The sequence below is a fragment of the Enterococcus sp. FSL R5-0957 genome (assembly GCF_038008005.1).
In the GTDB taxonomy this organism is placed as follows: domain Bacteria; phylum Bacillota; class Bacilli; order Lactobacillales; family Enterococcaceae; genus Enterococcus_B; species Enterococcus_B faecium.
Genome location: NZ_JBBOYG010000001.1, coordinates 110882 through 124438 on the forward strand (window position 1 = coordinate 110882; position 13557 = coordinate 124438).

At 36.0% G+C, this 13557-nt stretch carries 13 protein-coding genes and 1 pseudogene; 8 read left to right on the forward strand and 6 right to left on the reverse strand.

What is annotated here, in order from left to right; all coding sequences use genetic code 11:
* Nucleotides 1-362: 362 nt before the first annotated feature.
* Complete coding sequence (locus tag MKX69_RS00570; protein WP_341010467.1) at nt 363-638, reverse strand: hypothetical protein; 276 nt, start codon at nt 636-638, stop codon at nt 363-365.
* A 374-nt stretch (nt 639-1012) separates the two neighbouring features.
* Between MKX69_RS00570 and MKX69_RS00575 the strand changes: the two genes are divergently transcribed.
* The 5 genes and pseudogenes from MKX69_RS00575 to MKX69_RS00595 all read left to right on the forward strand — a co-directional run bounded on the left by MKX69_RS00575 (nt 1013) and on the right by MKX69_RS00595 (nt 5852).
* On the forward strand, nt 1013-1369 hold the full coding sequence (locus tag MKX69_RS00575; RefSeq protein WP_002287910.1) for an iron-sulfur cluster biosynthesis family protein: 357 nt from the start codon (nt 1013-1015) through the stop codon (nt 1367-1369).
* A 9-nt stretch (nt 1370-1378) separates the two neighbouring features.
* Nucleotides 1379-2278 carry a metallophosphoesterase gene (locus MKX69_RS00580; protein ID WP_341008283.1) on the forward strand — a complete coding sequence of 300 codons (900 nt, stop codon included), beginning with the start codon at nt 1379-1381 and terminating at the stop codon, nt 2276-2278.
* A 519-nt stretch (nt 2279-2797) separates the two neighbouring features.
* Nucleotides 2798-3526 carry a WxL domain-containing protein gene (locus MKX69_RS00585; RefSeq protein WP_341010469.1) on the forward strand — a complete coding sequence of 243 codons (729 nt, stop codon included), beginning with the start codon at nt 2798-2800 and terminating at the stop codon, nt 3524-3526.
* 144 nt (nt 3527-3670) lie between these two features.
* Nucleotides 3671-4798: pseudogene (locus MKX69_RS00590) on the forward strand (L-type lectin-domain containing protein); the annotation flags it as partial.
* A gap of 94 nt (nt 4799-4892) precedes the next feature.
* Nucleotides 4893-5852, forward strand: coding sequence for an IS30 family transposase (locus tag MKX69_RS00595; RefSeq protein ID WP_002330482.1), 960 nt, complete (start codon nt 4893-4895; stop codon nt 5850-5852).
* 46 nt (nt 5853-5898) lie between these two features.
* Here MKX69_RS00595 and MKX69_RS00600 read toward each other — a convergent pair whose 3' ends face one another.
* From MKX69_RS00600 to MKX69_RS00620, 5 genes are all read right to left on the reverse strand, one after another.
* Nucleotides 5899-6855, reverse strand: coding sequence for a hypothetical protein (locus MKX69_RS00600; RefSeq protein ID WP_341008289.1), 957 nt, complete (start codon nt 6853-6855; stop codon nt 5899-5901).
* Between the two features lie 89 nt (nt 6856-6944).
* The gene (locus MKX69_RS00605; protein WP_131774227.1) at nt 6945-7904 is read right to left on the reverse strand and encodes an IS30-like element IS6770 family transposase; all 960 of its coding nucleotides are present in this window, start codon (nt 7902-7904) and stop codon (nt 6945-6947) included.
* A 73-nt stretch (nt 7905-7977) separates the two neighbouring features.
* On the reverse strand, nt 7978-8436 hold the full coding sequence (locus tag MKX69_RS00610) for a helix-turn-helix domain-containing protein (protein WP_341008292.1): 459 nt from the start codon (nt 8434-8436) through the stop codon (nt 7978-7980).
* 255 nt (nt 8437-8691) lie between these two features.
* On the reverse strand, nt 8692-9651 hold the full coding sequence (locus MKX69_RS00615; protein WP_002330482.1) for an IS30 family transposase: 960 nt from the start codon (nt 9649-9651) through the stop codon (nt 8692-8694).
* 151 nt (nt 9652-9802) lie between these two features.
* A complete protein-coding gene (locus tag MKX69_RS00620) occupies nt 9803-10537 on the reverse strand; it encodes an MIP/aquaporin family protein (RefSeq protein ID WP_002290500.1) in 735 nt (244 codons plus the stop codon).
* Between the two features lie 325 nt (nt 10538-10862).
* Between MKX69_RS00620 and MKX69_RS00625 the strand changes: the two genes are divergently transcribed.
* Genes MKX69_RS00625 through MKX69_RS00635 form a run of 3 tightly spaced genes read left to right on the forward strand, consistent with a single transcriptional unit; the run spans nt 10863 to nt 13553 of the window.
* Nucleotides 10863-11273: a CidA/LrgA family protein gene (locus tag MKX69_RS00625; protein WP_002294274.1), complete on the forward strand. Its 411-nt coding sequence runs from the start codon at nt 10863-10865 to the stop codon at nt 11271-11273.
* Nucleotides 11266-11967 carry an LrgB family protein gene (locus MKX69_RS00630; RefSeq protein WP_271134759.1) on the forward strand — a complete coding sequence of 234 codons (702 nt, stop codon included), beginning with the start codon at nt 11266-11268 and terminating at the stop codon, nt 11965-11967. Before MKX69_RS00625 ends, MKX69_RS00630 begins: the two co-directional genes overlap by 8 nt.
* Nucleotides 11967-13553: a helix-turn-helix domain-containing protein gene (locus tag MKX69_RS00635; RefSeq protein WP_341010471.1), complete on the forward strand. Its 1587-nt coding sequence runs from the start codon at nt 11967-11969 to the stop codon at nt 13551-13553. Before MKX69_RS00630 ends, MKX69_RS00635 begins: the two co-directional genes overlap by 1 nt.
* Nucleotides 13554-13557 lie beyond the last annotated feature (4 nt).

Here is a 13557-nt window from a genome sequence, read left to right on the forward strand (position 1 = left end):
CAACGTGAATTCATTCTCTACATCATACGGGTTGATTCTAGAATGGGGAGTGGCAAAAAATAGTGTGATCCATTTTTTCAGCATCAAGATCGCCTCCTTTGATTTGAATCAAAGGTACAAAGCGAAACTTAGATAAAACTTAAATTTAGATATTTTTATTTTGTACCGATCTCTTCTTTAAACGATGTTCCATCTGCTGCTTCTCGGCAATAAGTCCACTAGACTAGAAAATATGAGAAGCTATTTTCTGTCCAGCGTTCTTATTACTTAAAGCAAATCGTAGTTGTCACAATCTCTTCTAAACAATGTTCAATCAGCTGAACTTCGGTATTAGCTCAAAGCACTGATTTCACAACCTCTATTTAGGCATGTGTCTCAGCAAGTGGTTGATAATTGATGATTTGCATTTTTCGATAAAAATCGGCAGGAAGCTTACTCCACCGTTTTAATAATTGATAGAAATAACTTTCTTCTGCTTTGATTTTATACTCGCTTAATATCAATCCAAAACTATTCGCTTTTTTTGAAGCTAATTTTTTATAAATATCCAATGCTTTGGTTTTATCTTCATTGACAAAGAGTGTTTTTACTTCAATATAAGAACCCTCGATATTTTGTGTTTCTTCGATAAAATAGATGTTTTATATATATTCCTTCATAGTGCTTCCTCCAAAGAAGTCTTTTTTTGATAAGTTTACTCTACCGAAGAATTGTTAATAATCCGTGAACAAAAAGTAATTCTTTTTCCAATAGTTGTTAAAGGTTTTTTATTTTTTATAGTATTTTTTGTTATTTAAGAAAGGAATAAGGTTAAACAAATAACAGGTTGCTTTTTGGGTCTTTTTCCGTTCAAGAAACTGAACGAAGAAAAGGGAAAGTTGTCTCTTTTGTGATAAGAGAAATCATAATAAACGAATGACTTACTTTCCAATAAATTGAGAACAGTCAGAACCAGACAAATTAGTTGCATCTGATGAATAAAGTGATTATTCTATGACATGAGGTGATACAGATGAAATTAGAAGTGACAAAAGAAGCACAAGAAGTATTGAAGAATAAATTAGAAGCAGACGATCAACTTTTATTAGATATCGAAAACGGTGACGGTCCATTTGCAGAAAGCCAAGTCAGTTGCCAATTGGATACGGCATTTCGATTGATCATTGTCAAAAAAGATACACAAACAGATCTAAGTCTTTATTCTGTAGTGGCTGATACACCTGTTGGGCCAATCAAAATCAAAGACAGTGCGATACTTTACATGGATGATCCATCCACACTTGCTTTAGAACCAACTTATAATAGTTTACAATTAAAAGGACCAAGCGGCTTGAGAAAAGGCAACTTGCAAGTTGTTCGAAAAGACTAGAGGGATAAAATGGGAAATTTGGCAATCATCAGCGACCTACATGTGGACATCAATAAATTCGGCGAACCAGAGCTAATGCAGCTTTGGCAAGTTTTGCAAAAGTACAAAATCACTCGGCTTCATCTAGCCGGAGATACGGCTAATAAAGTAGACCGTTGCCTAGCTGTTGTCGAATTTTTCGCCAATAAAGGATTATCTACGACATTTCATTTCGGCAATCACGAGTTGGCAGATGTGCCCAATGAACAGATGATGGACCATTTTCCAGACCCACATTTTTTAAATGAACGGTATATTGCTTTAAATGAGCAGACCGTTCTTTTAGGGATGAATGGCTGGTACGACTATCAGTTTTCTGAATTGAAAGATTATGATGCAATCGTACGAATGAAACGTTTGTATTGGTATGACCGGTTCATCCAGCGTGGAAGAACAGATCTCGAGATCAATGCAGAAATGCTTGCAGCTGCAAAAAATTTGCGAGACCAGCTGGAACCAAAAAACCTTGAGGTGATTTTATCCACTCATTTCGTTCCTAAACGGACATTTATCGTGTATCAATCTGCTCCTTATGAGCGTTGGAACAAATTAAATGCGTTTTTAGGATCAGAATCATTCGGAAAATTACTAGACCATTACTCAAATATCAAACAAGTAGTTTTTGGTCATACGCATCGTCGCTTTGAAGATAAATCCATCGGTCACACGATTTACAGCTGCAGACCTTTTGGTTATTATTATGAATGGCAGCTGACCCGAGATTTTGTCTTGAAAGAACAGTTGTTAGACAGCTATGATCCTATGAAATTACGTGTACTCTTACGAGCCCATCATCCGGTCTTTCAAGCCTATCAAACACAACATTTGCAAGAGGAATTTGAACAGGCGATGACAATCGTTCCGTATTGAGACAGCATTAGTAATGTGTAAAAGAAAATACCTTGTAAAACATAAGGATAAGTAAGAGCAGTAGATCCATTTATCGTGGATATGCTGCTTTTTTTGTGGAAAATAATCAGCGAATGTTTATTCGATCGGATGATTTGTAACTCGCAGAGTACTAGATGCAAGCGTTTATTCTTTTTTTGAACGATAATCACAAAAAAAAATATAATATACATTTTTTATTTAATTATAATTAATATTGATTGAAGTCTAGGCAGTCAAGTCACATTTTGATAGATAGGAGGGGGACTTACGAATTATTTTAAAGGCTATGACAGCTGTATTTCTAGATTGTGTTTGCATCAAGTTGCAATAAAAACTAGAAATCAAATCGGGCTGATAATCATTTATAACTAATCGATACATAGGACCAAATATAGGTCTATGTTCTTTTATTCCATAAGTATCGTAAAACAGAATTTTGCTATGGATTAATCCAATCGATTGATATGTTTAGTAAATAAAGAAAGAGGAATGTCAATGATGAAAAAAGAAATCGTATTAACAGCAACAACGATGTTATTCAGCATGGTAGCAAGTACGACTTTTGTTTCTGCAACTGAAGTATACCCAAAGGAATATAACACAGAAGGAACGATTACATTTGAAGCAGGAGATGAGGGTGTAACTCCTCCTGTTGATCCAGAGAATCCTGATCCCAATAAACTTGTCGATCCATCAGATCCTCCAAGCCCTGGAACAGGAGGGGCATTATCGATTGATTATGGATCAAAATTCAAATTTGGGACTCAAAAAATTTCTACTGCGGATAAAACGTATTATGCAGCTGCTGATGTGATGAACGATGGGTCTAGAAAACCGACATATGTCCAAGTGACAGATAGGAGAGGTACCTTATCTGGGTGGAAATTAAGTGTCTCTCAACCAGAACAGTTTAAAACTGCCAGTGGGGATGAACTAGTTGGAGCACAGCTGAAATTTACGAAAGGGCAGGCTGTTTCTTTGGTTGATCCAACATATACGCCGCAAACGGTGAATTCTGAATTAACGTTGACACCGGGAGGAAACAATACGTTAGCAATTAATGCTAAATCAGGAACAGGTGTGGGGACTTGGGTCTATCGATTTGGTGCAAATGAAAATGAAAATCAAGATGCGGTACAGCTTTCGGTACCCGGTAAATCTGTCAAGTTAGCGCAACAATATTCCACTAAATTAGTTTGGACATTAGAAGATACACCTAACAACTAGTTTACTGAAAAGAACTGTTAAAAATAAATACGTAGTCATATTGTCTTGCGAGGTAATCGAGCAAAAATTGTCAAAGGCTAGGCTAAATTTGTTTGGATACGAATAGTTCATCTAGGAATTTAACGATCAGGAGGAAAAGATATATTGAAAAAGAGGAGGATCGTGCTCATTTTAAGCAGTCTCTTAGTGACTAATATCTTTCCGATCATAGGGTACTCTTTGGAATTGAATCAGTTGGAGCATGGAAATAGAAGAGACGAAGAAAGCAAACTCACTTCGACATTCGACAGTTTAATAGAATCCAACCAGACACAAGAAAGCAGTGAGGATTTAAGTATTTCGAGTAGTGGAGAGACCACTGACAACGTAGAAGCTGAGGGTTCGGACAAACAAGGACTGGAAGATGCACCAATTTCTGCGGTTGAGCTGCCTGACGATCCCAATATTATTTCTATCGATAAAATTTTTCAAACACCTATCGGTACTAGCACGTCCATATTGGAAAATGGGAAGTTACTGCAGTTGAACCCAGCAGAAAGGTCTCAAAGAGGTGCTATTTGGTCAAATAAGAAGATTAGTTTACTCTCGGATTTTACATTTAAATCTTATTTATACTTAGGAAATCAACGAGATAGAGCGGGAGATGGCATGACCTTTACATTGACTGGCGATCCTAGAATGGCTAGTAATCCCAGTCAAGTTATTGGATCGCCAGGTATGGGAATTGGCTCATATTCTACTCGTTCTGGCCAACCTTACATTGCGAATGCGCTATCGATTGAGTTTGATACGTATAAAAATAGTGGTTCTTCTGATCGAATGGATCGAGAGATAACTGCTGATAATAGAGGGCATGGACATGTCGCTTTTGTCACGCCTAAACCAAATAATAATAATTATTCTGGAGAGCATACTGGCGTGACGGTAGCTCCTACATTTCTTTCTAATGGCACATGGCGCTTGTTAATAATTAAATGGGACGCGGAGCAAAGAAGTCTTACTTATGATTTGGAAGGTGTCGGTCGCTCTTCTCGGATTATACCTGATCTCATTAGGCAGTTTGGTTCTACAGAAGTAAATTGGGGGTTTACTTCTTCAACAGGTACTTTTTTTCAAGAAAATGCTGTCGCTGTCACGCGACTTCCATCGAATGTCACATCAACAGCTGATGTAAAAGTCAACGATAGTGATTATGGGGCCATCGCTGAAGCTGGAGGAAACGATAAGATAACTATCAGAAATACATTGAAGGTCGAGGGGGATTTTCTTGAATCGCCGATTGTAAAATTAAGCTAGACAACTAAAAAAGCCATTTGTGCTACACTCAAAATAGTTCTGACCAAAGAATTATAAGGAGTGAGTACAAATGACCTATACCCATCTTACAACGGATGAACTTGTAATGATAGAGTCTTATTTCAAAATAAATCAATCTGTTGCGAAAACTGCGCATTGCTTGAATCGTTCAAGACAAACGATCCATAAAGTATACCTATTCTTCAAGCAAGGAAAATCAGCCTTAGAATACTATCAACAGTATAAGAAAAACAAATCAAACTGTGGTAGACGCCCGCTTGTTTTACCCGAGGAACAATCAGAATATATTCAAAGAAAGGTTGTTCAAGGATGGACACCCGATGTGATTGTTGGTCGTGCAGCGTTTCCTATTCGTTGTTCTGCTCGTACCATTTATCGTATGTTCAAAAAGGGGCTATTTAATCCTTCTGACTTACCGATGAAAGGCAAGCGTAAACCGAATGGACATCAAGAAAGGCGTGGAAAACAAGCTTTCCGCCGCTCTATTCATGAACGTGAAAAAGATTATAGCCAATTCTCAAATGAGTTTGGTCACCTTGAAGGTGACACTATCGTAGGTCTGAAACATAAAAGTGCTGTAATTACCTTAGTTGAACGATTATCAAAAGTTATCATTACATTGAAACCGTGTGGTAGACAAGCGATTGATATTGAAAAAAAATTAAATCATTGGTTTGAATCTGTACCGAAAAATCTATTCAAATCCATCACTTTTGATTGTGGAAAGGAATTTTCAAATTGGAAACAAATCAGTAATGCCAATGATATTGCCATTTATTTCGCTGATCCAGGAACACCGTCTCAAAGAGGCCTAAACGAGAATTCTAACGGATTGTTACGTAGAGATGGTTTATTGAAATCTATGGATTTCAATTCAGTAGATGAATCTTTTATTCAATCTGTCACATCTAAACGAAATAATATTCCTAGAAAATCACTGGATTATCGAACACCTTTGGAAGTATTTTTGAGTTACGTAAGTATTGATGATTTGTCTAACTTAATTTGACAATTAAGATTTAGAAAAAGCAGTCGGACTTTCTAAAAGAAGTTCACTATTCGATCCTGTCGATGATTTCTTCAGGAAAATCGTCTATTTGCTTGTCAATTTTGCTGTCTTTGTATTTCTCTTCTTGAATAGTCAACAAAATCTTTGTAAGATTCCCCCAGTCTACTGCTCTTGGCGGATCGAGCCAAACCACTACTTGAGATGCACTTTCTTCATATAGATTATTCCTATTCGTGATTATAACATCCGGGAACTCAGGCTTTCCTGCCTCTATCACTTCCGTGTTCAGATTAATGTACAAGCTTAAATTTTTCTTGATAAATTGATTATAGGCAGCACCATAAGAAAAATCGATGATGATCTTTACTGGTTCAGAAATCAGTTGAACGGGTATGTGATTGATCAATAATAATAAATAACTGAAAAAAAGAAAAAATTTATCTTGAAGCAACTCTTTGCGTTTTGACGTTAGATCATTTATATACTCTATCAAATAGCAATAAAATGCTGGATAGTTTTCTCTAAAAAAAGAAACATCAAGTGGAAATTCATCAGCTTTATTAATAGTGTAATGCAAAAGTTTAAAATGTATTTTGGTTAACTCTCTTCGGATCAATTGGCTCGTCTCTTCTCGCAACAGATTAAACTGATTTTCAAAACTTTCAATGAATCGTTCATTCAACCATTCGATTGTTTCATCTTCATTTTTTTTCAAGTATTTTTGATCCAATTTATCATGAAGATAAAGCCAAGAGAGTGTCTTATTGATAAAAATAACGGATTTTTCTCCTAATACTCCTTTTAAGTGGTAAAATCCTATATCCGAAAAAAATGGCGACTGATTGCTAGCAATATCTAAAGAATCAGCTTGTTCAGCCAACAGGTTGATTGCTAAAAAGTGGAATAATTTCTTTTTTTCATAAGCAGACAGAGGATAATACTGTTTTAAATCTTTTAACATTTTTTCTGTTTTTATAATTATAGGTAGCGTATACAATTCCACAAAACTTATCTCTGTTGAGTTAAAAAGATTATATAAAAAAAGCCGAATGTTTTTAGGATTCCCTGTCAACTTTCTCTTTTTATGATTTGTCAAATTAAGCTAGAATAAAATGCTTCTTGTACATAGCTCAAAAATATTTCGATTGGTGTTCTGTAATTCAATGATTTTCTTGGAATATGATTACGTTGATTGCTGACACTGGAAATAAATGTCTGATTCACTTCTCTAAAATCCATTGATTTCGGCAGTCCATTACGACGCAGAATCCCGTTAGAATTCTCGTTTAATGGGCGTTGAGAAGGTGTTCCAGGGTCCGCAAAATATATATCAATATCATGTTGGTTACTAATGGCTTTCCAGTTAGAAAATTCTTTTCCACAGTCAAACGTAATAGATTTAAAGAAGTTTTTAGGGAAGCGAGAAAACCATTGATTAAGGGCAGTTTCAATATCTAATGCCTTACGGCCGTTGGGTTTAATCGTGATAATGACTTTAGATAATCTTTCAACTAAAGTAATGACGGCACTTTTATGATGAATGCCAACGATCGTATCACCTTCAAGGTGACCAAACTCAGAATTGAAATCAGGATAATTATCAGGTCGATCATGGATTGAGCGCTGATACTGTTGTTTTCCCCGTTTTTCCTGATGGCCATTGGGTTTTCTTTTACCTTTCATCGGTAGTGTGTCAATATCAAATATTCCTTTAGAAAATAAACGATAAAGTGTTCTCATACCGCATGAAACAGGCCTTTCTTTTCGCCCGATAATGACGTCAGGCGTCCAACCAAGAGTGACTTTCTCTTTAATGTAATCTACTTCATGAGCAGGTAATTGAATGACTTTTCTACCACATTTTTTCTTATTTTCTTTATACTGGTGCCAATAATCAAGAGCAGTCTTGCCTTGCTTGAACTTATTGACTACATTATAAATAGTTTGTATAGTACGTCCCATTCGGTTAGCGATTTCAACCGGCTTATTATGTTGAAGATAATATGATTCTATCATTGTCAGTTCGTCTATGGTAAGATGTTTGTAGGTCATTTATGGTTACACTCCTTTGTTTTCTTTCGTCGGAAATACAATTTGAGTGTACCATAAATGCCTTTTTATTTTTCTAACTTAATTTTACAATTCGCGTTTCAAAAAAAATTTGATATTTTTTTAGATTTCTTTTTAGTCTTTGTAATACTTTATAAGCCACAGAATAACTCACGTGATGCTGTTTAGCAAAATTTTCTACTGAGATATATTTTTTCTGAAAGAAAGCCAATACCATTTTCATAGATAAAGAATCCGTTATATAACGAGATAACAGAGCTTTGCTAGAACATTTTCCATTAATTTCCAGACATATATCCAATTCACTGACGGTTACTCGCAAATTTTTCTCTAGATCGAACTTTTGTAAATCATGTTTCAGCTTATCGATCGTTTTTTTCAAGAGAAATGTCGATAGCGACAACTCTTCTTGAACATTCGATATTGACTCTGATAAATTTGAGCTTGCTTCTAAATATTTAAGTAATGAATAACTTCTGTGATCTTCTTTGCTTAAAAAAAACTCATAATTCATTAGTCATCAGCTCTTTCTACGTATATTACTTTCCATGCATTCACCAACTAGCTGGGGATAAAACTGATTTCCTGGATCCGAGTCACTGTTGTCAGCGTTTCTTGTTTGTATAATATACATCGTCCTGTCTTTTTTTAACATTTTGGAGAGCGTTTTATTTGGCCTTTCTCGCGATCAAACCTGTTATAAGAATTATATCATTTACTAGTATGCATTTTTATTAATAAAATGGTATATTTTATATTATCTTAATTGTCAAATTAAGTTAGACAAATCATCAATACTTACGTAACTCAAAAATACTTCCAAAGGTGTTCGATAATCCAGTGATTTTCTAGGAATATTATTTCGTTTAGATGTGACAGATTGAATAAAAGATTCATCTACTGAATTGAAATCCATAGATTTCAATAAACCATCTCTACGTAACAATCCGTTAGAATTCTCGTTTAGGCCTCTTTGAGACGGTGTTCCTGGATCAGCGAAATAAATGGCAATATCATTGGCATTACTGATTTGTTTCCAATTTGAAAATTCCTTTCCACAATCAAAAGTGATGGATTTGAATAGATTTTTCGGTACAGATTCAAACCAATGATTTAATTTTTTTTCAATATCAATCGCTTGTCTACCACACGGTTTCAATGTAATGATAACTTTTGATAATCGTTCAACTAAGGTAATTACAGCACTTTTATGTTTCAGACCTACGATAGTGTCACCTTCAAGGTGACCAAACTCATTTGAGAATTGGCTATAATCTTTTTCACGTTCATGAATAGAGCGGCGGAAAGCTTGTTTTCCACGCCTTTCTTGATGTCCATTCGGTTTACGCTTGCCTTTCATCGGTAAGTCAGAAGGATTAAATAGCCCCTTTTTGAACATACGATAAATGGTACGAGCAGAACAACGAATAGGAAACGCTGCACGACCAACAATCACATCGGGTGTCCATCCTTGAACAACCTTTCTTTGAATATATTCTGATTGTTCCTCGGGTAAAACAAGCGGGCGTCTACCACAGTTTGATTTGTTTTTCTTATACTGTTGATAGTATTCTAAGGCTGATTTTCCTTGCTTGAAGAATAGGTATACTTTATGGATCGTTTGTCTTGAACGATTCAAGCAATGCGCAGTTTTCGCAACAGATTGATTTATTTTGAAATAAGACTCTATCATTACAAGTTCATCCGTTGTAAGATGGGTATAGGTCATTTGTACTCACTCCTTATAATTCTTTGGTCAGAACTATTTTGAGTGTAGCACAAATGGCTTTTTTAGTTGTCTAGCTTAATTTTACAATCGGCGAAAAATAAAAAAACTTGGTACGCAATCGCTGTACCAAGCTTTTTTATTTAGCTTTTGATTAAGCCATAAATAATAATTTATATAAGAATACTGCTACGACACCAGCACAGATAGGTGCTACAACTGGTACCCATGCATATCCCCATTGAGAAGAACCTTTATGTTTCAATGGAAGAAGTGCGTGTACAAGACGTGGAGCAAAGTCGCGGGCTGGGTTTAGTCCAGGACCTGTAGGACCACCAAGTGAAGCAACTAATGTCCATACAAGGAAACCGAGTGCTAAGTGAGCTGTACCAAGATTATCTTGGAAGAATGGTGCTTTTGTAATACCTAGGGCACCAAAGAATAAAACGAATGAACCAAAGAATTCATTGACGAAACCATTGAATTTAGAACCAACGCTGTTGATTGTTGAGAATGTACCTAACACATGGTTCACGTCTTCTGTTTGGTCGTAGTAAGGTTTGTAACAAGCTACTACGATCAATTGTCCAATCGCTGCACCAATCAATTGTGCAATGATATAAGGAACAACTTCAGCCCAAGGGAATAGACCATTAGATGCTAAAGCAATTGTAAATGCTGGGTTGATGTGGTTACCGCTGATTCCACCAAAAATCATTGCTGGCATCATAACCCCGAATCCATACCCGACAGCAATCAGCATCCAGTCACTGCCATATCCTTTTGTACCTTTTAAATCTACGTTTGCTACAGCACCGTTACCTAGAACGATTAGTAATGCTGTACCAATCATTTCCGCCGCAAGACGAGTCATTAGTGAGTAATCCATAAATACCTCCAAAAGTTATAAAAATGCAAAAAAAAAGAAACATCAACACGAAAAGCATCGGTGCAGTGTTTCGTGTCGGAAGGATTTCTGCAGTCTTAACAAATGTGAATAAAAAAATGAATTCCATTACTTATAAGAAACCAGACCAACAGTAAAACTCCAACTCTTTTTAAAAGTTCTCCACAAATCACCAAGCTTAACTATAAATATACCAAAAAAAAAACGTTTTTTTTCTCAAAAATTGTATCTTAGAAACAGCATGTTTTGAAACTTTCAGAAAAGGTTTGTTAGTAAAATGAAAGCTATACGTAAGGAGTGTTGTTTGATGAAATTTTTTCAAGAGTTTTTCATTATTATTTTCTTTTCTGTATTAGGAGAAGGCATACGGATTTTTGCTCATTTACCTATTCCTGGAAGTATCTTAGGCATTCTTTTTTTATTTTTAGCATTTGAAATGCATCTTGTTGATCCTGAAAAAATCGGAGCAACTGGTGATTTTTTATTGAATAATCTAGCTATTTTATTTGTTCCTGCTGGTGTAGGTTTATTGGAATATTTTGATGATATTGCTTCGATATGGCCTGTTTTACTGGGAGCAGTCGTCGTGTGTTCCATCGTCACGATGGTTGCAGCGGGAAAAACGGCAGAAGGTGTAGAAGCTTTGCTGGGCTATGTCCGTAAGAAAAAAGCAGGAAGGGTATCTGTAAACGAAATGGAGGAAAATCAAATTGACTGAGTTTTTTGTGAATCCACTATTTGGCTTAAGTTTGACTTTAGGAGTGTATGTATTATCTGATAAATTTTTGCGGAAATATAAACTGCCAGTTTTGAATCCTCTCGTATTATCGATTGTTGTTATTATCTTATTTTTGCATTTTTCTGGGATCAGCTATAAAGACTATAATATCGGGGGCAATTTTTTGACTATGCTGATTACTCCTGCGACAGTGGCACTTGCCATCCCTCTTTATAAAAACTTCCATTTACTGAAAGAGAATTTTTATCCTGTAATGGCTGCGATTTTAGCAGGAATAGTCGCAAATTGCTTGGTTAGTGTAGGGTTCGGTTACTTCTTCTCTCTTCATAAAGAGATGGTGATCTCATTACTACCTAAATCTGTAACGACGGCTATTTCTGTCGATTTATCTCATACGATGGGCGGGGTGAATGCCGTGACACTTGCTATTGTTGTCTCTACAGGTATTTTTGGTTCGCTGATCGCCACTCATATTTTCCGCCTATTCAAGATCGAAAGTCCAGTTGCTCGCGGTGTGGCGTTAGGAAGTACTTCTCATGCTATTGGTACAGCAAAAGCAATCGAGATTGGCGAAATAGAAGGAATCATTTCCGGACTTGCGATATGCGTCAACGGAATATTGACCGTTTTATTGCTACCGTTATTCTTTCAGCCTTTTGCTGGCTTGTTTTGATGCGAAAACCACTATTTTATGCTACAATAACCAAAACGTTCGAGCATAAAAAAGGAGGGAAAGACGTGTATTTGTCTTCCGAGTATCTTAAACAATTTGATAAAGATCTATATTATAAGATTCTCCTCCTAGAAAGTTTTGAGGATCAAGCTTGGCATACCGCTGCACAATTAGCGCAAGTTGTTCAGCTGGATGCCCGCAGCGTGTCGAAATACCTAAACGAGCTGTCTAAAAACTATCAGCAGTTTAGCGGTAAGACACACCCTTTGTTTACAAAAAATCACCGTTCTGGTTATAACTTTTATGATACGCTCGATTCAATTGAACATGAGCGTTTTTTGATTTATCTCGTGCAAAGTACGCTGAAATTCCAGTTGCTGCACGACATTTTTTTTGAAGAATTCCATACAATGTACCAATTTGCGCAAAAGCATTACATTAGTGAATCTACTGCTCATCGAAAAATCAATGAATGGAAACAGCAACTGCAAACTTACGGAATTCGGCTGCAACGAGGTACATATATCGCTCAAGGCGAAGAAGAAATCATTCGACTTTACTTGCATATGACATTCTGGCAGTTGTTTCGAGGGAAAATCTGGCCATTTGAAACGATTTCTCAAATGGACGTAAAGAATATGGCAGAACATATCATGGCTTTTTTTAATGTTCGTCTGAACGAGATCAAAAAAAGACGATTGGAATATATGCTAGGTGCCTTTTTTTTAAGAAAATCACAGAAGCATTATGTGGTATTGAATGAGAAAAAAAGACGGCTGATTTCTGACAATCTGTTGTTCCAGCGATTTTGCCAAGTCATGGAGCCGGTATTTCCTAATTATTTTCAAGTAGAAGACGAGTTAGGCGCATTATTTCTTGTACTGATGACTCGTGAAGAATATTATAGTGATCCTAAGATACGGAAGAAAATTTTTGATTTTCATCAACAAGCAAAAACACCGCCCTTTACAGCCCTTTCAGAAGCAAAAACCGCTCTTTCTCTTTATCAGGAAGAGCAGGGGCTGCCAGCAGAAAATCTAACCTTCGAGGCAGAAAATTATTTATTCAGCAGTCATTTTTTCGCCTATCTTTTTCCTAATGCGAAAGAAACGATTGATGGCAATAGTAGTGATTTTATTAATCATTTAGTTATTGAAAACAAGGAATTGAAACAATGGCTCGTACATTTTTTTGAAAGTAGACACAAACATCCCAATCATCTGGCATTTAAAAATCATGCGTTTTTGATGGGTCGGTATCTGACTGTGTTTAAAACATTAGGAGCCTTTACTCCACAGCTTCCAAATATCACGATCCTTTTAATGACAGATTTCCCATTATTTGAAGAGCAACTGTTAGAGGAGGGATTACGGACATTTTTCCGTAATGAGTATCAGCTGATTTTTCTGCCAACAGATTATCGGGGGAGAGAAGTTGATCTTCTGATTTCGACAAGTAAAGTCCACCGCAAACCATGGGCGGATCTTGACTATTTTATTGTGACTGAAGAACTAAAATTAATTGATTACATCCAACTATCTCAAAAATTTGAAATGATTCAAAAACAAAAACTATTAAAACAATAACAAA

Coding starts and splice junctions, on each gene's coding strand:
- MKX69_RS00625 (WP_002294274.1), top strand. CDS start 10,863: ATGAAATTTTTTCAAGAGTTTTTCATTATTATTTTCTTTTCTGTATTA.
- MKX69_RS00595 (WP_002330482.1), top strand. CDS start 4,893: ATGACCTATACCCATCTTACAACGGATGAACTTGTAATGATAGAGTCT.
- MKX69_RS00585 (WP_341010469.1), top strand. CDS start 2,798: ATGAAAAAAGAAATCGTATTAACAGCAACAACGATGTTATTCAGCATG.
- MKX69_RS00605 (WP_131774227.1), bottom strand. CDS start 7,904: ATGACCTACAAACATCTTACCATAGACGAACTGACAATGATAGAATCA.
- MKX69_RS00580 (WP_341008283.1), top strand. CDS start 1,379: ATGGGAAATTTGGCAATCATCAGCGACCTACATGTGGACATCAATAAA.
- MKX69_RS00575 (WP_002287910.1), top strand. CDS start 1,013: ATGAAATTAGAAGTGACAAAAGAAGCACAAGAAGTATTGAAGAATAAA.
- MKX69_RS00615 (WP_002330482.1), bottom strand. CDS start 9,651: ATGACCTATACCCATCTTACAACGGATGAACTTGTAATGATAGAGTCT.
- MKX69_RS00635 (WP_341010471.1), top strand. CDS start 11,967: ATGCGAAAACCACTATTTTATGCTACAATAACCAAAACGTTCGAGCAT.
- MKX69_RS00610 (WP_341008292.1), bottom strand. CDS start 8,436: ATGAATTATGAGTTTTTTTTAAGCAAAGAAGATCACAGAAGTTATTCA.
- MKX69_RS00620 (WP_002290500.1), bottom strand. CDS start 10,537: ATGGATTACTCACTAATGACTCGTCTTGCGGCGGAAATGATTGGTACA.